This is a genomic window from Citrobacter amalonaticus (assembly GCF_018323885.1).
Classification (GTDB): domain Bacteria; phylum Pseudomonadota; class Gammaproteobacteria; order Enterobacterales; family Enterobacteriaceae; genus Citrobacter_A; species Citrobacter_A amalonaticus.
The window spans coordinates 1956027-1976031 of sequence record NZ_AP024585.1 but is presented as its reverse complement, the minus strand read 5'-3'; the positions used below and the strand labels follow the sequence as shown (position 1 = coordinate 1976031).

Below are 20005 nucleotides of genomic sequence, written 5' to 3'. Positions count from 1 at the left end.
TCGCTCATTCACCGCCCACTTTGTGGCGGTGAACTTTACTCGCTTTAGTTATTAATTACGAGCTTTAAAAAAACTCAACTACGAGGCTGACTGCAGGCGGGAAGCGTTGATATGAAACAGGCGGGCAAAGTTATCGGTGGTGATCTGCGCCAATTCTTCAACCGCCACACCTTTCAATACGGCCATGTATTCCGCCACGTCGCGGACCATCGCTGGCTGATTCTCTTTACCCCGATGCGGTACCGGCGCGAGATACGGAGAGTCCGTCTCCACCAGCAGTCGATCCAACGGCACATATCGCGCAGCGTCACGTAATTGTTCAGCATTACGGAAGGTCACAATGCCGGAAAAGGAGATATAAAAACCCAAATCCAGGAGTTTACCCGCCGTTTCTCTGTCTTCTGTAAAACAGTGTAGTACGCCGCCACAATCCGTCACGTTTTCATGACGAAGAATCGCCAGCGTATCGGCGCGGGCATCGCGCGTGTGGACGATCACCGGTTTGTTCAGTTCACGGCCGATCTGGATATGATGAATGAACGACGCCTGCTGGCGCACTTTTGTTTCGGGAGTATAAAAGTAGTCCAGTCCCGTCTCTCCCATCGCCACCACGTCGTCATCAGCCGCCAGATGACGCAGTTCTTCCACGTCATACGGTTCGTCCTGATTGAGTGGATGTACGCCGCACGAGAAAACGACGTTATCGCGCTGGCCGACCAGTTCCCGCATTCCGCGGTACCCTGGCAGCGTTGTCGCCACCGCCAGACAGAATTTCACATCGCGCGCAGCGGCTTTCGCCAGCACGTCATCCACATCCTTATGCAGAGATTGATAATCCAGGCCATCGAGATGGCAGTGCGAGTCGACTAAAAACATAATGTCTCTCTTACAGGTGGGGAACAGGCAACACAGTGCCTGGTTGCAGGTAATGCTCGATTTGCAAAAGAAGATCGGTTAACACCAGTTCACGGTTTATTCCGGTCACGTTAAGCAGTTGTTCGCGGCAGTGGCAGATGGCATTGAAGATTGCCTGAATACGCGTCTGAGAAAGCTGACCGGCAATCGTGGCGATCAGTTGCCCGGCATCCGCGTTGGTCATCACAGTGGCCCCATGCTGACGTTTAAGCGCATCCATCATTAACGTCGCCAACCAGTGCAGTCTGGCAGGCGCCTGTTCATGGTTAAGCACCGTCAATAATGAGTACCAGTCACCAGCAGGAATGCTGCTCGCCAGCGCCTGACACAACGCGTCACGTTGGGACCAGCTTTCGGACCCCAGGAGCGTCAGCGCCGCCCCCGGAGAACCGGCACTCAGGCGCAGCGCAGTCAATAACGCATCTTGTGACGCTGTCACTTCTCGTGCAAGCCACGATACCGCATATGATTCACTCGGCGGCGCGAGATGATGTAAACGACACCGGCTGCGCAGCGTTGCCAGTAACCTCACGGGTTCACGGCTGGCGAGAAAGAACCAGGTTTGCGCGGGCGGTTCTTCCAGCGTTTTGAGCAGCGCATTGGCGGCGGCATCAGTCATCAGCGCCGCATCCGGGATCCAGACCACTTTGGCTCCGCCCAGTCGCGCACGCTCATACAGTTTTTCACTCACTTCACGCACAGCATCAATGCCCAGCGTGCTTTTCCCTTTTTCCGGGAACAGTGAATAGTAGTCCGGATGCGTTCCTGCCTGCATCAACTGGCAACCACGGCAGTGGCCACAGCTTTTATGTCCATCCGGTTGTTGACAAAGCAGGTAGCGGCTCAACGCATAGATCAAAGCATCGTCGCCCATCCCCGGTAGGGCCTGAATCAGTAACGCATGGTGACCCCTTCCCGCCTGATAGCTCGCTACCAGCTTCTCGAAGTCAGGTCGTAACCATGGATACCATTTCATTCTCCCTGCTCCTTCACCCACTCGGTGATGGTGGTACGGATATCGCTCATCACCGTATCCAGCGGCTGCGTCGCATCAATCGTGCGGATACTGGCATCCTGAGCGGCAAGCTCGAGGTAACGAGCGCGAGTACGATTAAAGAAATCAAACGATTCCTGTTCGATGCGGTCCAGTTCGCCACGGGCGCGAGCGCGCTTCAGACCCACCTCTGGCGTGACGTCGAGGTACAGGGTTAAATCCGGGCGGAAATCCCCCAGTACCGCATCACGAAGCGTCGCCAGCATCTGCTGATCGACCCCGCGACCACCACCCTGATACGCCTGCGTGGACAGATCATGACGGTCGCCAATTACCCATTTACCTTCTGCGAGCGCAGGTTTAATGACCGTCTCAACCAACTGCACTCGCGCGGCATAGAACATCAGCACTTCGGCTTTTACGGTAATGGTTTCGTCACCGACCGAACGAATGTCCAGTACCAGGCTACGCAGTTTTTCTGCCAGCTGCGTACCGCCCGGCTCGCGGGTAAAAACCATCTCGCGAATACCGAGTTGTTCAAGCGTCTCAACCACAACATTCTTTGCAGTCGTTTTTCCGGCGCCTTCCAGCCCCTCGATGACGATATACTTACTGCGCATTTTTTTCCTTAAGCACTTTCAGATAGTCCTGCACTGACCGGTTATGGCTGGCAAGATTAGTATTAAAAGTATGACCGCCTTTACCATCGGCCACAAAATAGAGATACGGCGTTTTGGCCGGATGCGCCGCCGCTTTTAGCGAGGCTTCACCCGGCATCGCAATCGGTCCTGGCGGGAGTCCTGTTATCGTGTAGGTATTATAGGCCGTTGGCGTTTCCAGGTCCGCGCGCGAGATCTTGCCATTATAACGCTCCCCCATTCCGTAAATCACCGTTGGATCGGTCTGGAGACGCATCCCGATCCGCAGGCGGTTAATAAAGACAGAGGCGACCTGATCGCGCTCGCTGGCAATGGCCGTCTCTTTTTCAATAATCGAGGCCATCGTCACCAGTTGGTTTTGATCTTTATACGGCAGTCCTTCCGCACGCCCTTCCCAGACGCGCTCAACCGCCTTCACCATTTTCTGATGTGCGCGCTTAAGCAAGGCAACATCCGTGGTATTGGCGGTATACATCCAGGTATCGGGCCAGAACCAACCCTCCAGCCCATCCGTACTTTCAAGGCCCAGCGCTTTTGCAACGGTTTCGTAGCGATCGTCGCTCAGGGTATGCTTGATATACGGCGCATCACGCAGCTGTTTGAGATAGTCGCTTAAGCGCATACCTTCTACCAGCCGCAGTGGGAATTGCGCCTCTTTGCCACTTTCCAGCAGTTGCAGCATCTCGCGGACGCTCATACCCGGCGTTAAACGGTAGGTTCCGGCCTTAAAGTGGGAGAGTTCTGGCTCGACGCGCAGCAACCATTGAAACACGCGCGGGCGGTTAATCACCCGATCCGCATACAACTGATCGCCCAGGGCCAGACGCCCGGTACCCGGCTTAAGGGTAAAAATGGTCTCTTCTTTGATCAGGATTTTACTGTCCGCCAGATGGCGAACCTTCCACATTCCCGCCCCTGCGGCAATGCCCAATACAACAACCAGTAAAAGGACAACACGAAACTTTTTTTTCATGACTAATTCGGATGCTCACACAGTGGGGCCAGAAACTGAAATAATACACGTGAAGACAACGTGTTAGCGCCATAAGCCCGCACAGGTACAATCGGCATCAGCGCATTGCAGACCACCATTTCATCGGCATGTTGCAGCGCTGCTTCGCGGGCATGGGTTTCGACAACCTGAAAAGACGATTGTGCCAGTTTCCGGATACAGAATTGTCGCATAATACCGTTCACTCCCGCCTGATCGAGGCGCGGCGTATAGACCACATTGTCTTTTCGCCAGAATAAATTAGCCGCACAGCATTCCGTAACCCAACCCTCACTGTCAAGAACCAACGCCTCATCGGCGTCCGTCTGCTCAAGATGAGAACGGATCAGCACTTGTTCGAGCCGGTTCAGGTGCTTGATGCCCGCGAGCAAAGGGTTACGCCCCAGACGAACCGGGCTTAAGGCAAGCGTGATCCCCTGTTCGCGCCAGCGGTCATAATGCTGCGGATAGGCAGACACAGAGAGAATGCGGGTGCTGTCACGACACTGCGCGCCGCTGTATCCTCGTCCCCCACTTCCACGGCTGATAATCACCTTCAGTACCGCACGTGGATGGCCCGCGGCCAGCACGGTCATTTCGCGCTCAAGCACATCCCAGTCATCAAAGGCAATCAGCAACGTTGCGCAGGCCGCCTGCAAGCGCCGCAAATGCGCCGCCAGCAGCGATACGGTGCCGTCGAGAATGCACGCAGTGGTAAAGCAGCCATCGCCAAACTGGATGGCGCGATCGCTTGCGGGAAGAGATTCCTGTTCACGGCCATTGATCAAGAACATGGTGGCTCCTTATGCATGGCCCGTTAGTGTCGCAGGATGGTTAGCGCAGGACAAGGGAAGAAAACGCAATAAAAAAGGCCCGACAAGCGGACCTTTTAACCAGGAAGGCAGAACGGCGGTCAGACCTTTTTAAAGATCAATGAACCGTTAGTCCCACCGAAACCGAAGGAGTTACACAGCGTGTACTCCATTCCGCTGACCTGACGCGCTTCGTGAGGAACGAAGTCCAGATCGCAACCTTCATCCGGGTTATCCAGGTTGATGGTTGGCGGCACAGCCTGATCGCGCAGCGCCAGGATAGAGTAAATCGACTCTACCGCGCCCGCTGCACCCAACAGGTGACCGGTCATGGACTTGGTGGAACTCACCATCACACGGCTTGCCGCATCGCCAAAGACAGATTTAACAGCCTGCGCTTCAGCTTTATCGCCTGCCGGCGTGGACGTCCCATGGGCGTTAACGTAGCCAATCTGGCCAGGTTCAATCGCCGCATCACGCAATGCATTGACCATCGCCAGGGCAGCACCAGCGCCGTTTTCCGGCGGCGACGTCATGTGGTAAGCGTCACTGCTCATCCCGAAGCCAACGACTTCAGCATAAATTTTTGCGCCGCGCGCTTTAGCATGCTCGTACTCTTCCAGTACCACTATGCCTGCACCGTCGCCCAGAACAAAGCCATCTCGCTCTTTGTCCCACGGGCGGCTTGCCGCTTGCGGGTTATCGTTATGGGTAGACAACGCACGTGCTGCGCCAAAGCCGCCTACGCCCAGTGGCGTACTGGCTTTTTCAGCACCGCCCGCGATCATCGCGTCCGCATCGCCGTATGCAATGATACGCGCGGCATGACCGATGTTATGTACGCCTGAGGTGCAGGCGGTCGCGATAGAGATGCTTGGCCCACGCAGGCCATACATGATGGTCAGGTGACCCGCCACCATGTTAACAATCGTCGACGGAACGAAGAATGGGCTGATTTTACGCGGTCCACCGTTCACCAGAGAACTGTGGTTTTCTTCAATCAGTCCGAGACCGCCGATACCGGAGCCAATAGCGGCGCCAATACGGGATGCGTTCTCTTCCGTTACTTCAAGGCCAGAATCCTGCATGGCCTGAACGCCAGCGACAATTCCATATTGAATGAAGGCATCCATCTTGCGCTGTTCTTTGCGCGAGATAATGTCATCACAGTTAAAATCCTTTACTAAGCCAGCAAATTTCGTTGCATAGGCGCTAGTATCGAAATGGTCGATCAGGCTGATGCCACTCTGACCGGCAAGGAGAGCTTTCCAGGTAGACTCTACGGTATTGCCGACAGGAGACAACATGCCCAGTCCGGTCACAACTACACGACGCTTAGACACGGTTGTCCTCCAGGGAGGGATAATTGATTCAAGTGGGACAAAAAGATAAAACTCAGGCGGTCGAATGACCGCCTGGAGATGTTCACTTACGCCTGGTGGCCGTTGATGTAATCAATGGCAGCCTGAACGGTGGTGATTTTCTCAGCTTCTTCGTCCGGAATCTCAGTATCAAACTCTTCTTCCAGAGCCATTACCAGCTCAACGGTGTCAAGAGAATCTGCGCCCAGGTCTTCAACGAAAGAAGCATTGTTGGTAACTTCTTCCTGCTTAACGCCCAGCTGTTCGCCGATAATTTTCTTAACGCGTTCTTCGATAGTGCTCATACTCTTAAATTTCCTATCAAAACTCGCTTTCGCGATGGTTTTCGTAGTGTATAAAATGTTGAAAAATTTGCAACTAAATCCCGGCAGGTCTTACCACGATTTTACGTTATTTTGAGGCCAAGACCTATAATAACGCAAATATTTTTCTACGCTTTATCCTTCAAATTGTCTCTGTGTTGGCTGCATCCTCAAACTCTGGTCACATAGTCATCTATGCTCGCCGGCTTTTCGGTCTTGCCGCCTTGATACAATTTGGATGATTTTGCGTATCTCGTGGTTAAACCATATACATCCCGCCGTTGACGTGCAAAGTCTCACCCGTGATGTAACCTGCTTCGTCAGAGGCTAAAAATGCAACCGCACTGGCGATCTCTTTCGGATCGCCAAGACGACCTGCAGGAACTGCCGCCAACGTACCCGCACGCTGCTCATCAGTCAGCGCACGCGTCATGTCCGTTTCAATAAAGCCCGGAGCAACAACGTTCACTGTAATACCGCGGGACGCAACTTCGCGTGCCAGCGATTTACTGAAGCCGATCAGACCCGCTTTCGCCGCAGCGTAGTTTGTCTGACCCGCATTTCCCATGGTACCAACCACAGAACCGACAGTGATAATACGTCCATGACGCTTTTTCATCATAGCGCGCATTACCGCTTTTGACAGGCGGAAAACAGATGAAAGATTGGTTTCGAGAATATCGTTCCACTCATCATCTTTCATTCGCATCAGCAGGTTATCACGTGTGATACCGGCATTATTGACCAGGATATCCACTTCACCAAATTCTGCGCGAATTTTTTCCAGAACAGATTCGATAGATGCTGGATCAGTCACATTCAACATCAGACCTTTACCTTTAGCACCTAAGTAATCGCTGATGGCCTGAGCGCCACTTTCGCTGGTCGCGGTACCGATAACGGTCGCGCCACGGGCAACAAGCGTCTCTGCAATTGCGCGGCCAATGCCACGACTTGCACCGGTAACCAGCGCGATTTTTCCTTCAAAACTCATGGTGTTCCTCTTTTATTGCGCAAGTGCCGCCGACATTGCCGCCGGTTCGTTCAGAGCCGAGGCAGTCAGGGTATCAACAATACGTTTCGTCAGGCCCGTAAGCACTTTACCTGGTCCCACTTCATACAGGTGCTCGACACCCTGAGACGCCATTAATTCAACGCTCTTCGTCCACTGTACCGGACTGTACAACTGGCGCACCAACGCATCGCGAATGGCGTCTGCGTCAGTTTCACATTTCACGTCCACGTTGTTGATAACCGGTACAGATGGCGCGTTAAAGGTAATTTTCGCTAATTCTGCTGCCAGTTTTTCCGCTGCTGGCTTCATCAGCGCACAGTGAGACGGTACGCTCACCGGTAACGGCAGCGCACGTTTTGCACCGGCGGCTTTACAGGCGGCACCAGCACGCTCAACGGCTTCTTTATGCCCGGCGATAACGACCTGTCCCGGTGAGTTATAGTTCACCGGCGAGACCACCTGGCCTTCTGCGGCTTCTTCGCACGCTTTTGCAATGGACGCATCATCGAGACCGATGATAGCAGACATACCGCCTGTGCCTTCCGGAACGGCTTCCTGCATGAATTTACCACGCAGCTCAACCAGACGCACTGCGTCAGCAAAATTAATGACACCGGCGCAAACCAGCGCAGAGTATTCACCAAGGCTATGACCCGCCATCAGCACAGGCGCTTTACCGCCCTGCTGTTGCCAGACGCGATACAGCGCAACGGACGCGGCTAACAGCGCAGGCTGCGTCTGCCAGGTCTTGTTCAGTTCTTCAGCCGGCCCCTGTTGAGTCAGCGCCCACAGGTCATAGCCCAGCGCCGCAGAAGCGTCGGCAAACGTCTCTTCGACGATGGGATAGCTTGCCGCCATATCGGCTAACATCCCAACGGTCTGGGAACCCTGTCCAGGGAACACAAATGCGAATTGCGTCATGTTTAAATCCTTATACTAGAAACGAACCAGCGCGGAGCCCCAGGTGAATCCACCGCCAAAGGCTTCAAGCAACACAAGCTGACCTTCTTTGATACGTCCGTCACGCACGGCTTCATCCAGCGCGCAAGGAACGGAGGCCGCAGACGTGTTGCCATGTCTGTCCAGAGTCACCACCACATTGTCCATCGACATGCCCAGTTTTTTGGCCGTCGCGCTGATGATACGTAGGTTAGCCTGATGCGGAACCAGCCAGTCAAGTTCTGAACGATCCAGGTTATTGGCCGCCAGTGTCTCGTCGACAATGTGTGCAAGTTCGGTAACAGCCACTTTGAACACTTCGTTGCCTGCCATCGTCAAATGAATCGAATTTTCCGGATTCACGCGATCGGCATTCGGCAGCGTCAGCAGTTCGCCATAGCGGCCATCAGCATGCAGATGGGTAGAGATGATGCCCGGCTTGTCAGAGGCGCTCAGTACCACGGCACCGGCACCATCGCCAAAAATAATGATTGTGCCACGATCGGTTGGATCGCAGGTGCGGGCCAGAACATCGGAACCAACCACCAGCGCGTATTTGACCGCACCCGTTTTAACGTACATATCAGCGACGCTTAATGCGTAAGTAAAGCCGGCACAGGCTGCGGCGACGTCAAACGCCGGGCAGCCTTTGATGCCCAGCATGTTCTGAATCTGGCATGCTGCGCTGGGGAATGCATGTGTCGCTGAGGTGGTCGCTACCACAATCAAGCCGATCTGTTCTTTATCAATGCCCGCCATTTCCAGCGCGCGTTGAGCCGCCGTAAAACCCATCGTTGAGACGGTTTCATTCGGCGCAGCAATATGGCGTTCACGAATACCTGTACGGGTGACAATCCACTCGTCAGACGTATCGACCATTTTTTCCAGATCGGCGTTAGTCCGCACCTGTTCAGGCAGATAGCTGCCAGTACCAATAATCTTTGTATACATGTACGCTCAGTCACTTTTTGGTTATATACCGCGCATTACAACGGCTAAGATGCTGGGGCTCTCACGCCACACCGTAATCAGTGTGGCTGCGATGTGTCGCCATTACCAGCATCCAGCATTGTAAATCCAGCTGGGTATACAGATTCCAGGCGAGCGGCAATTCGCTGAGGAACTTGTCGCTGCACCGCCTGCACTGCCTGTTCAATCGCGACGGTAAACGCTCGCTGATTGGCCGCACCATGACTTTTTATCACCGTGCCGCGCAATCCTAACAGACAGGCGCCATTATACTGGTCGGGGTTGAGGTGACTGAATCGCCTCGCCAGGCTTTTTTGTAACCAACGTTTTAATATCAGCAGCCACCACGACCGTTTTTTACCCTCACCCTGAGATTTCAGCAGTGAAAGGAACATTCTGACAACACCTTCCATCGTCTTTAATGTGACATTGCCTGTAAAACCGTCACATACCAGCACATCCGTTTTCCCCGTCAATAACTCATTGGCTTCAAGATAGCCGATGTAATTGATGGAAGGGATCGTTTTTAGCACCACAGAGGCATCCCGAATGCTGTCGAGCCCCTTGGTTTCTTCTTCACCAATGTTGAGCAAGGCCACACGAGGGTTGTTAATACCGACCACTTCTTCCGCAAGCACCGAGCCCATAATGGCAAATTGCACCAGCATCTTGCTGTCGCAATCGACGTTCGCCCCCAGATCGAGGACCACCGTCTTCCCTTTCTGCTGATGCGGCAAAACCGTCACCAGCGCAGGACGCTCAATACCGTCGAGCGGTTTGAGCAATAATTTTGCAAGTCCCATCAGCGCACCGGTATTTCCAGCGCTGATGCAGGCTTGTGCTCGCCCTTCCTTCACGAGTTCCAGCGCCACACGCATTGAGCTCCCGCGACTGGCGCGGATTGCCTGCGAAGGCCGGGCATCACTGGCGATAACTGACTGTGCAGGGATAATCTGCAGACGCGAACGTTGTTCAAAGTCAGCTTTAGCAAGTAATGGCGTGATAGTATCGGGATCCCCGACTAAAAGAAGTGTGAGTTGTGAATTAGAATTCAGTGCCTGCAATGCTGCAGGCACTGTCACGGAAGGGCCAAAATCACCCCCCATGACATCTAACGCCAGGGTTAGACGTGTCAAAGTCGTTTCGCCGCCTGGTTTGGTATTTCCCCGCAGCAACGGGGAATTTCCTCACTAAGCTTCATCACACGGTTTCTCTTCGTTTCTTACGCGAAAGAGGCATTAACAGCCTGCCTGCTACGTAAAATTCGTTGAGTAACGCGTGATTACTTAGCGATTACCTTGCGGCCACGGTAGTAACCGTCGGCGGTGATGTGGTGACGCAGGTGTTTTTCACCAGAAGTTTTGTCTACAGACAGGCTGGTGACTGCGGTCAGAGCGTCATGAGAACGACGCATGCCACGTTTGGAACGGGTTGGTTTATTCTGTTGTACGGCCATGGACCTTACTCCTCAATTACTTACGCTTTAAGCTGGCTAATACGGCAAATGGGTTTGGTTTTTGCGCTTCATCAGGCAGTTCACCAAAGACCATGTCCGCCTCGGACACTTCACAGTGTTCAGAATCATGCACCGGAACTACCGGCAAGGAGAGGATAATTTCATCTTCCACCATTGCAAGCAGATCGATTTCACCGAATTCGTTAACCTCAATCGGCTCATACGCTTCCGGGAGTGCTTCAGCCTGTTCGTCGGAACGAACCGGACTGAAACAATACGTTGTGTGAACATGATGAGGAAACGGCTTCCCGCAACGCTGACATGCGAGCGTTACCGAAACCTTCGCATCACCGGTAATCACGGCAAGACGTTGGTTATCGATAGCAAACGACATGGCGCATTCCACATCACTGTCCACACTGACTACAGAATCGGCGACGCGCTCTACCAGATCAGAAGTATAGATACCTTCATAATCGAGGCGTTTTTGAGCCGTACGAACCGGATCAAGAGTCAGGGGTAATTTTACCTTTTGCATAGGGCGCGCATATTAACTTTGTAACGTCATATAGTCAAAGAAAAAGGCAGCCTGCGGTTGCCTTTTGCCAATAATTCGCACACATTGCGGTTTACAGACTTATTTTCGCTCAGGAGACGCCACAACGGCACGCCTGAAGGACGAAGAGCATAGTTTAAAATGGCTCTCATCAATACGCTATATCTGGTGGAAAAAATATGCCTAATCTCATTCTTGCCTCCACATCTCCCTGGCGCCGCGCCCTGCTGGAAAAACTGGCGATGCCCTTTGAATGCGCGGCCCCTGAGGTTGACGAAACGCCGATGCCCGGAGAGAGTCCTCGCCACTTAGTCAACCGACTGGCGCAAGAGAAAGCGCAATCGCTGGCTCACCGCTTTCCGTCTCATCTTATTATTGGTTCCGATCAGGTATGCGTACTGGATGGCGAAATCGCCGGTAAGCCCTTAACAGAAGAGAAAGCCTGCCAACAGTTAGCCAAAGCCAGCGGCAATATCATTACGTTCTATACCGGTCTGGCGCTGTATAACTCCGCGACGGGACATTTACAGACCGAGGTGGAACCCTTTGACGTTCACTTCCGCCATCTCAGTGAAGCGGAAATTGAAGACTACGTGCGTAAAGAACGCCCGCTGCACTGCGCAGGGAGTTTTAAAAGCGAAGGTCTGGGGATTGCGCTCTTTGAGCGCTTAGAGGGGCGAGACCCAAACACGCTGATTGGTTTACCGCTGATCGCACTGTGCCAGATGTTACGTCGGGAAGAGATGAACCCGCTGAAAACCTGATTAATGGCACTATCCAGTAGGCGGGAGAATACAACGCCTTCAGGCGTAAACCTGCCGGATGGCGACGTAGTCGTCTTATCCGGCAGGTTTAGCGCGATAAATGCGCATCAGGCCGGCTTACGTAACACCTGTAAACAGCGCTTCAGTTGGTCGTCCATCGGCGCTTCAATGCGCAGCACCTCACCCGTACCCGGGTGGGTAAATTTCAGTGCTGCTGCATGCAGGAACAGACGCGACAATCCGGTCCCTGCCAGTTGCTTATCGAACTCGCGGTCACCGTAGCGATCGTCAAAAGCAATCGGATGACCCGCGTACTGAGTGTGCACGCGAATCTGGTGTGTGCGGCCCGTCACCGGGCTACAGCGAACCAGCGTGGCGAACGCGTAACGTTCTTCCACCTTAAAACGCGTTTCCGACGGTTTGCCTTCCTGATTCACCCGCACAATACGCTCGCCGCTTTGCAGAATGTTCTTCAATAACGGTGCCTGTACCGTTTTGACATGCGACTGCCATTGCCCGCGCACCAGGGCGAGATAATCTTTTTGCATCCCCTTCTCGCGCAGTTGCTCATGTAGCGAACGCAGTGCTGAACGTTTCTTCGCGACCAACAACACGCCCGACGTATCGCGGTCAAGACGGTGTACCAGCTCAAGAAAACGCGCCTCAGGACGCAGCGCACGTAACCCTTCAATCACGCCAAAGCTTAACCCGCTGCCGCCATGCACCGCGGTTCCCGACGGCTTGTTCAGCACCAGAATATGGTCGTCTTCATAAAGGATAACGTCCGCCAGCGCCGCCACTTTTTGCAGATGCGGCGAGACGGCCTCTTCTTCACGCTCCGCCACGCGAACCGGCGGAATGCGCACTTCATCACCCGCTTCCAGTTTGTATTCGGGTTTGATGCGTTTTTTATTCACCCGCACTTCGCCTTTACGCAAAATGCGATAAATCATACTTTTCGGCACACCTTTGAGCTGTGTGCGCAAAAAATTATCAATGCGTTGCCCCGCTTCGTCAGCAGTAATAGCAACAATTCTTACGGATGGAGTCTCTGTTTTCATGGGGGCCGATTCTAAATAGCCACAAGGATTAGCGCCACTCATTTTTCTATGCTTATATTTATCTTTATCCTTCGTCACTCACGTGTTTCATGACTGATTTGGTGGTTATTAAACCAATCACCGCGCATAAGTGAAAAAACTGTGAGTAAGCGGGTGATAAATGGTAAAAGTCATCTTGCTATAACAAGGTTAGCAGTGGAATAATGTCACCGCTTCCGTGCTGAATCTTGTTAAAACAAGGAATTTTACGGAAAGACCCAATTTTGTCCGGACGATCATCCACGCAGCAATGGCGTAAGACGTATTGATCTTTCAGACAGTTAGCGGGCTGCGGGTTGCAGTCCTTACCGGTAGATCGGATCTTCTCTGGAGAGTAATACCCAGGCGGTTCCCCTGATAATTGCGCTGCGTTTCCGTATGAAATGCAGGCAACCGACACTCTGCGCCTCTTTGAGCTGACGATAACCGTGAGGTTGGCGACGCGAATAGACACGAGGCCATCGGTTCACACCCGGAAAGGCAATACTCTGCCCGCAGCTTAGTCGTCAATGTAAGAATAATGAGTAAGTTACGATGAAAAGAATGTTAATCAACGCAACTCAGCAGGAAGAGTTGCGTGTTGCCCTTGTAGATGGGCAGCGTCTGTACGACCTGGATATTGAAAGTCCTGGACATGAACAGAAAAAAGCGAACATCTATAAAGGCAAAATTACCCGTATTGAACCGAGTCTGGAAGCGGCTTTTGTTGATTACGGCGCTGAACGTCACGGTTTCCTCCCGTTAAAAGAAATTGCCCGCGAATATTTCCCCGCTAATTACAACGCTCATGGTCGTCCAAACATCAAAGATGTGCTGCGCGAAGGCCAGGAAGTTATTGTTCAGATTGATAAAGAAGAACGTGGCAACAAAGGCGCTGCCCTGACCACTTTTATCAGCCTGGCGGGCAGCTATCTGGTTCTGATGCCAAACAACCCGCGTGCGGGGGGTATCTCTCGTCGCATCGAAGGCGACGACCGTACCGAGCTGAAAGAAGCGCTGGCAAGCCTTGAACTGCCTGATGGCATGGGTCTTATTGTACGTACTGCGGGCGTAGGCAAATCTGCCGAAGCGCTGCAGTGGGACTTAAGCTTCCGTCTGAAACACTGGGAAGCCATTCAGAAAGCCGCGGAAAGCCGCCCTGCTCCGTTCCTGATCCATCAGGAGAGCAACGTGATTGTTCGCGCCTTCCGCGACTATCTGCGTCAGGATATCGGTGAAATCCTTATCGATAACCCGAAAGTGCTCGAACTGGCGCGCCAGCATATTGCGGCGTTAGGTCGTCCGGATTTCAGCAGCAAAATCAAACTTTACACCGGTGAAATCCCGCTGTTCAGCCACTATCAGATCGAGTCGCAGATTGAATCCGCGTTCCAGCGTGAAGTGCGTCTGCCTTCCGGCGGCTCTATCGTTATCGACAGCACCGAAGCGTTAACCGCCATCGACATTAACTCCGCTCGCGCAACCCGCGGCGGCGATATTGAAGAAACGGCGTTCAACACTAACCTGGAAGCGGCCGATGAGATCGCCCGTCAGTTGCGCCTGCGTGACCTCGGCGGCCTGATCGTTATCGACTTCATTGATATGACCCCGGTACGCCATCAGCGTGCGGTGGAAAACCGTCTGCGTGAAGCGGTCCGCCAGGATCGTGCGCGTATCCAGATCAGCCATATTTCACGCTTCGGCCTGCTGGAAATGTCCCGTCAGCGCCTGAGCCCGTCGCTGGGCGAGTCCAGCCATCACGTCTGCCCACGCTGTAGCGGTACCGGCACCGTGCGTGATAACGAGTCGCTGTCCCTGTCTATTCTGCGTCTGATTGAAGAAGAAGCGCTGAAAGAGAATACTCAGGAAGTCCACGCGATTGTCCCAGTGCCAATTGCCTCCTATCTGCTCAACGAAAAACGTACTGCCGTTAATGCGATTGAAACCCGACAGGATGGCGTGCGTTGCGTGATCGTACCTAACGATCAAATGGAGACGCCGCACTACTCCGTACTGCGCGTGCGTAAAGGTGAAGAGACGCCGACTCTGAGCTACATGCTGCCGAAGCTGCATGAAGAAGCGATGGCGTTACCGTCTGAAGAAGAGTTCGCCGAGCGTAAACGTCCTGAGCAGCCCGCTCTTGCCACCTTCGCGATGCCAGAAGTTCCGCCTGCGCCAACGCCTGCCGAACCGCCAGTGAAAGCCGCTGCGCCGAAGGCCGCCGTTGCGCCAGCCGCTCCGGCAGAGCCGGGGCTGCTGAGCCGTTTCTTTGGCGCACTGAAATCGCTGTTCAGCGGTAGTGAAGAAGTGAAACCTGCCGAGCAGCCAGCGCCGAAAGCCGCGGAGAAGCCGGAGCGTCAGCAGGATCGCCGTAAACGCCAGAACAACCGTCGTGACCGTAACGATCGCAACGAACGTCGTGACAACCGCGATAACCGTGGCGAACGTTCAGAAAATGGCGAGAACCGCGACGAGAATCGCCGTAACCGCCGTAATGCGCAGCAGAATGCCGAAAACCGTGATAACCGTCAGCAAGCGACCGACGTAGCGGATAAAGCAAAGTCTGGTGATGAGCAGCAGCAGCAGCCACGTCGCGAACGTAACCGCCGTCGCAGTGATGATAAACGTCAGGCTCAGCAGGAAGTAAAAGCGCTGAATCTTGATGAGCAGCAGACTCCAGAGACCGAACAGGAAGAGCGCGTTCGTCAGGCTCAGCCGCGCCGTAAACAGCGTCAGCTGAACCAGAAAGTTCGTTACCACGACCAGGCCTCAGAAGTGGCAGAGGTAGAAACCGCCACCACGGAAGAGAACGTTGTCGCACCAGTTGCAGCACAGGCTGCGCCAGCGCAAAGCACTGAACTGGTGAAAGTGCCGCTGCCTGTCGTGACAGAAGCAACCCCAGAGCAGGATGACAATGGTGAAGCACGTGATAACGCCGGTATGCCGCGTCGTTCGCGTCGTTCCCCACGTCATCTGCGTGTGAGCGGCCAGCGTCGTCGTCGTTATCGTGACGAACGTTACCCACTGCAGTCGCCGATGCCGCTGACTGTCGCCTGCGCCTCGCCAGAAATGGCGTCCGGCAAAGTGTGGTCCGCTACCCGGTAGCCCGTCCTCAGGATGCGCAGCCAGAAGCACAGGAAATCGAACAGGTACAGGCCCAGCCTGTTGTGACCGAACCGCAAGCCGTGGCAGCCGCCGTTGAAGCTGTTTCCGCAGTCGAACCCGCCGTTGAAACTGTCGTTGAAACGGTAGCAGAAGCGCCGGTTCAGGCTGAAGCCGTGGTTGAAACGACGCATCCGGAAGTTATTGCCGCCCCGGTGGTTGAACAGCCGCAGGTGATTGCCGACGCCGATGTGCCGGTCGCCGAAGAGGTTGCCGCTCAGGCAGAGCCTGTCGCTGAAACGCAGGAAACCGCTCCGGTCGTTGAAGAGACACCAGACGTGGTTACGGTCGAGCCTGAAACAATGACTGTCGTGCCTGACGTGGTTGCGGCTGAACCTGTCGCCGTTGAACCTGAAGTGGTTGCGGAGCCTGAAGTCATTGCAGAACCGGTTGCAGCGCCAGTGATCGTTGAAGCCCCCACAGCGCCTGCGCCAGTATCCGAACCCGTTGTCGTTGCACCGGTCGCAGAAGCCGCAGCGCCAGTCGTGGCAGAATCTGTTGCTGAGCACAGCCACGCAACCGCACCGATGACCCGTGCGCCAGCGCCGGAATATGTGCCTGAAGCGCCACGCCACAGTGACTGGCAGCGCCCTGCTTTCGCCTTTGATGGTAAAGGCGCCGCAGGTGGTCACACTGCCTCGCACAGTGCCTCTGCTGGACCGACTCGTCCTCAGCCTGTCGAGTAAAATCGATAGCGTAAAAAGCCGACCTCAGGGTCGGCTTTTTTATTCCCCTTCAGGTCGGCGCATTCCCGCCAGTTCCGGCATCACCTTTTTCATCAATTCCAGAAACTTACGCAGGCGAGTGGGATAATAACGCGCCCAGGGATAGACCAGGTGTACTGGCAAAGGAGCGGCCTGCCAGTCAGGAACCAGCTCGACGAGTCGTCCTTGCGCGATATCCTCGGTCACCGTCCAGCTTGACACCACCACCACGCCTAACCCCGCCAGCGCTGCATTGCGCGCTACGTAGATACTGTCGGTACTCAGTCGCGGCGTGATCGGAAAGGTCACCGGTTCCCGACTGTGCTGATGGCTAAGTGAGACGTTGTGTTGATAGAAGGTGTTGACGGCAATCCAGGGCAGCGACGATAGCTGTTCTGGCACCGCGATCGTTGCAAATTGCGCCAGCAGCGCCGGTGAAGCGACCACGCTACGCGGCACTTCCGCTAGCAGCACCGAAACCGTTGCCGGATCGACCTCCGCGCCCACGCGGATCGCGCAGTCGATATTGTCGCTGAGAAAATCGACCGTTTTATCGTTGAGCATCCACTCCACCGACAGATTGGGGTAGCGCGCTAAAAAGTGCAGTAACGGCGTGAGAAGCTGCTGCTGACCAAAAGCATGCGGAGCCCGCACCCGCAATGTCCCGACGGGCTCATCTTCCGTGACGTTGAGTCCGTCCTCCAGTGCCAGCCAGGCGTCAATGATATGTTTGGCGTGCTGGTATCCGCGCTCGCCGTCGTCCGTTAGCTTCATGGCGTGCGTGGTACGTAAGACCAGTTTTACCCCCAGCATCGCCTCCAGCGACTGCAACCGCCGACTGATTGTCGCCTGGGTCGTGTTCAACTGACGAGCGGCAGCTGACAACGATCCGGCCTCCACGATGCGCACAAACGTTCGCATCAGTTCCACCCTGTCTATACGCTCATTCTTTTTCATTCATTCGATGCTCATACGCTTTACGTATAATCGTTTTACCACTTCGCTGACTACCAGACCACCGCCATTCAGAGAAAAATAGCCTCACACCTGTGATTGAGGATTTTGAAATGCACACACCGTCTCGTTGGCTGATCTTTGTTCTGGCGCTGGGCGCAGGCTTCAGCGTTGCCGCCATCTACTATGCACAACCGTTGTTACCGCTAATGGGGGCCGATTTGGCGCTCAGCATCACCGGCATGGGACTGGTGCCCACGTTAACGCAGGCCGGCTATGCGTTAGGGATCCTGTTTTTATTGCCGCTCGGCGACCGTTACGATCGGCGCTGGCTCATTCTGATGAAAAGCGCCGCGCTCGCCCTGTTGCTGCTGGCCTGTAGCGTCACAGGCCAGGTGCATTCTCTGCTGACCGTAAGCCTGTTGCTGGGGATGGCCGCGACGATGGCGCAGGATATCGTCCCGGCGGCGGCGATTCTCGCCCCAGAGGGCAAACAGGGAAAAACGGTCGGGACAGTGATGACCGGCCTGCTGCTGGGCATTTTATTGTCACGCACCGTGAGTGGTCTGGTCGGAGAAGCCTTTGGCTGGCGGGCAATGTATCAACTCGCCGCGCTCAGTATTGCCCTTGTCGGCGTATTGCTGTGGAAAGTCCTGCCCGCATTTACAGCCCATTCCACGCTGAGTTATCCCGCACTGATGGTGAGCCTGGCGCAGTTATGGTGTCGCTACCCGGCACTACGTCGTGCCGCCCTGGCGCAAGGTTTTCTGTCCGTCGCGTTCAGCGCGTTCTGGTCAACGCTGGCCGTGATGCTGGCAGAAAACTATCAGATGGGCAGCGCCGCCGCGGGGGCATTTGGTATCGCCGGGGCTGCCGGAGCGCTGGCTGCACCGTTGGCCGGTCATCTGGCAGATAAGATAGGCGCAGAAAAAGTGACGCAACTGGGGGCATTGCTGGTGACCGTTTCTTTTGCGCTGATGTTCCTGTTACCCGCGTTGCCCGTGCACGCGCAGTGGTTGCTGATTGCGCTCTCCGCCGTCGGCTTTGACCTGGGACTGCAATCGAGCCTGGTGGCGCACCAGAATCTGGTCTATAGCCTCGAACCGCAGGCCAGGGGGCGTCTGAATGCACTACTGTTCAGCGTCATATTCATTGGCATGGCGCTGGGCTCGGTGCTCGGCAGTCAGGTGTATGCGCTGGCAAACTGGCAAGGCGTCGTCACGCTGGCCACCCTCAGTGGCACCCTTGCGCTGATCATCAGACTGGCGGGAAAGCGTTCCTCTGCCCCTCTGAGGGTTAGCGTGTAACCGACAAAAAAATGCCCGCTCCGGGGTGAGAGGGAGCGGGCAGATAAAACATACCCAGTTTCATGATATGTTTCAAATCGGTATTAGCGGTTGAGCTGGAATAGCGACATCCCCTGCATATCGGTAAAGGCTTTATAAGAGGCCTGGAGCGCCGCCTGCTGCATGACGTACGATGAAATGGCCGCGTTCCAGTCCACATCCACCAGATTACTCATCTGCTGCGTTTGTCCTAGTGCGCGATCGGTGCCCAGCGAGTCCAGACTCTCCAGTTCCTTCAGTTGCGTCCCCAGTTCCGCACGCACGCTCAGTACATTATTAAGCGAGTTTTTCAGACCACGGTTGGTTTTATCAATCACCGCTTTTGCCTGTTCTTTCAGCGTCGCATCGTCACCCACAGGGGAATTCAATGAGGCAATCGCCGAATCCAGCATTTTGAACAGGTTGGTTTCGGACGTCCCGTTGTTCGGTTCCGGAACCGCATTACTGGTGATCTTGTCGAAAATTTTGTTGCCGGTGTGGCCGATGGTCATCGAACGGGAGGCATCCACCTGCTGAGTGATGTTCTCCGTACCGCCGTTGTAGGTACCGTCAGCCTGAGCAAACGGAGCCGTTTCCGTTTTATAACCGGCAAAAATATAGCGACCGTTACCGTCGGTACTGTTTGCCAGGTTCATCAACTGATCGCGGATACCCTGTAAGTCCGTCGCCAGCGAGGCGCGGTCATCATCACTCAGCGTTCCGTTACCGGCGCTGACGATTTTTTCTTGTGCGCTTTGTATCGCCGTCGTCACCTGGTTTAACACGTTCTCTTCCAGCGAAACCTTCTGCGTGGCGAAAGTCCTCGCCAGGGCGAACTGGCTGTTCTCCGACTGCGCCTGTGACAACACCACGGCCTGGGATGCGGCGATAGGATCGTCAGACGGATTAATTACCCGCTTCCCCGTCGACATCTGCTCACCGTATTTCATCCACTCCGCCTGGGAATTGGTGATACCACGCATGTTCTGCTGGTACATCATTTGGGTACTGATACGCATCGTTTCCT

Annotated in this window: 18 protein-coding genes and 1 pseudogene; 3 read left to right on the top strand and 16 right to left on the bottom strand. The window is 54.6% G+C overall.

What is annotated here, in order from left to right:
- Positions 1 to 78 precede the first annotated feature (78 nt).
- From KI228_RS09230 to yceD, 13 genes are all read right to left on the bottom strand, one after another.
- Positions 79 to 876 carry a metal-dependent hydrolase gene (locus KI228_RS09230; protein ID WP_061070236.1) on the bottom strand — a complete coding sequence of 266 codons (798 nt, stop codon included), beginning with the start codon at positions 874 to 876 and terminating at the stop codon, positions 79 to 81.
- Positions 877 to 886: 10 nt separating this feature from the next.
- Complete coding sequence (gene holB / locus KI228_RS09225; RefSeq protein ID WP_212807568.1) at positions 887 to 1891, bottom strand: DNA polymerase III subunit delta'; 1005 nt, start codon at positions 1889 to 1891, stop codon at positions 887 to 889.
- Positions 1888 to 2529 carry a dTMP kinase gene (gene tmk / locus KI228_RS09220; protein ID WP_043000980.1) on the bottom strand — a complete coding sequence of 214 codons (642 nt, stop codon included), beginning with the start codon at positions 2527 to 2529 and terminating at the stop codon, positions 1888 to 1890. The genes holB and tmk overlap by 4 nt, the downstream gene beginning before the upstream one ends.
- Complete coding sequence (yceG, locus tag KI228_RS09215) at positions 2519 to 3541, bottom strand: cell division protein YceG (RefSeq protein ID WP_061070238.1); 1023 nt, start codon at positions 3539 to 3541, stop codon at positions 2519 to 2521. Before yceG ends, tmk begins: the two co-directional genes overlap by 11 nt.
- Before the next feature lie 2 nt (positions 3542 to 3543).
- The gene (pabC, locus tag KI228_RS09210) at positions 3544 to 4353 is read right to left on the bottom strand and encodes an aminodeoxychorismate lyase (RefSeq protein ID WP_044326995.1); all 810 of its coding nucleotides are present in this window, start codon (positions 4351 to 4353) and stop codon (positions 3544 to 3546) included.
- 119 nt (positions 4354 to 4472) lie between these two features.
- Entirely contained in the window at positions 4473 to 5714 is a 1242-nt protein-coding gene (gene fabF / locus KI228_RS09205; RefSeq protein WP_212807566.1) for a beta-ketoacyl-ACP synthase II, read from the bottom strand.
- 86 nt (positions 5715 to 5800) lie between these two features.
- Positions 5801 to 6037 (bottom strand): acyl carrier protein, encoded by a 237-nt coding sequence (gene acpP, locus KI228_RS09200; RefSeq protein WP_000103754.1) that lies wholly within the window; start codon positions 6035 to 6037, stop codon positions 5801 to 5803.
- Positions 6038 to 6314: 277 nt separating this feature from the next.
- Positions 6315 to 7049: a 3-oxoacyl-ACP reductase FabG gene (gene fabG, locus KI228_RS09195; protein ID WP_042319622.1), complete on the bottom strand. Its 735-nt coding sequence runs from the start codon at positions 7047 to 7049 to the stop codon at positions 6315 to 6317.
- A gap of 12 nt (positions 7050 to 7061) precedes the next feature.
- On the bottom strand, positions 7062 to 7991 hold the full coding sequence (fabD, locus tag KI228_RS09190; protein WP_043000984.1) for an ACP S-malonyltransferase: 930 nt from the start codon (positions 7989 to 7991) through the stop codon (positions 7062 to 7064).
- 15 nt (positions 7992 to 8006) lie between these two features.
- The gene (gene fabH, locus KI228_RS09185) at positions 8007 to 8960 is read right to left on the bottom strand and encodes a beta-ketoacyl-ACP synthase III (protein WP_043000985.1); all 954 of its coding nucleotides are present in this window, start codon (positions 8958 to 8960) and stop codon (positions 8007 to 8009) included.
- A 77-nt stretch (positions 8961 to 9037) separates the two neighbouring features.
- Entirely contained in the window at positions 9038 to 10114 is a 1077-nt protein-coding gene (gene plsX, locus KI228_RS09180; protein ID WP_046402096.1) for a phosphate acyltransferase PlsX, read from the bottom strand.
- 146 nt (positions 10115 to 10260) lie between these two features.
- A complete protein-coding gene (gene rpmF, locus KI228_RS09175; protein ID WP_000290727.1) occupies positions 10261 to 10434 on the bottom strand; it encodes a 50S ribosomal protein L32 in 174 nt (57 codons plus the stop codon).
- A 16-nt stretch (positions 10435 to 10450) separates the two neighbouring features.
- On the bottom strand, positions 10451 to 10972 hold the full coding sequence (gene yceD, locus KI228_RS09170) for a 23S rRNA accumulation protein YceD (RefSeq protein ID WP_043000987.1): 522 nt from the start codon (positions 10970 to 10972) through the stop codon (positions 10451 to 10453).
- A 197-nt stretch (positions 10973 to 11169) separates the two neighbouring features.
- Between yceD and KI228_RS09165 the strand changes: the two genes are divergently transcribed.
- On the top strand, positions 11170 to 11754 hold the full coding sequence (locus KI228_RS09165) for a Maf family protein (protein WP_043000988.1): 585 nt from the start codon (positions 11170 to 11172) through the stop codon (positions 11752 to 11754).
- A 107-nt stretch (positions 11755 to 11861) separates the two neighbouring features.
- On the opposite strand, the gene rluC is transcribed toward KI228_RS09165, so the two are convergent.
- Complete coding sequence (rluC, locus tag KI228_RS09160) at positions 11862 to 12815, bottom strand: 23S rRNA pseudouridine(955/2504/2580) synthase RluC (protein ID WP_054176598.1); 954 nt, start codon at positions 12813 to 12815, stop codon at positions 11862 to 11864.
- Between the two features lie 573 nt (positions 12816 to 13388).
- Here rluC and rne point away from each other — a divergent pair.
- Positions 13389 to 16681 (top strand): annotated as a pseudogene (gene rne, locus KI228_RS09155) (ribonuclease E).
- A gap of 39 nt (positions 16682 to 16720) precedes the next feature.
- Here rne and KI228_RS09150 read toward each other — a convergent pair.
- Positions 16721 to 17656: a LysR family transcriptional regulator gene (locus tag KI228_RS09150; RefSeq protein WP_044258009.1), complete on the bottom strand. Its 936-nt coding sequence runs from the start codon at positions 17654 to 17656 to the stop codon at positions 16721 to 16723.
- 110 nt (positions 17657 to 17766) lie between these two features.
- Between KI228_RS09150 and KI228_RS09145 the strand changes: the two genes are divergently transcribed.
- Complete coding sequence (locus tag KI228_RS09145) at positions 17767 to 18960, top strand: MFS transporter (protein ID WP_104010320.1); 1194 nt, start codon at positions 17767 to 17769, stop codon at positions 18958 to 18960.
- An 83-nt stretch (positions 18961 to 19043) separates the two neighbouring features.
- On the opposite strand, the gene flgL is transcribed toward KI228_RS09145, so the two are convergent.
- Complete coding sequence (gene flgL / locus KI228_RS09140; RefSeq protein ID WP_043000994.1) at positions 19044 to 19997, bottom strand: flagellar hook-associated protein FlgL; 954 nt, start codon at positions 19995 to 19997, stop codon at positions 19044 to 19046.
- Between the last annotated feature and the right edge of the window lie 8 nt (positions 19998 to 20005).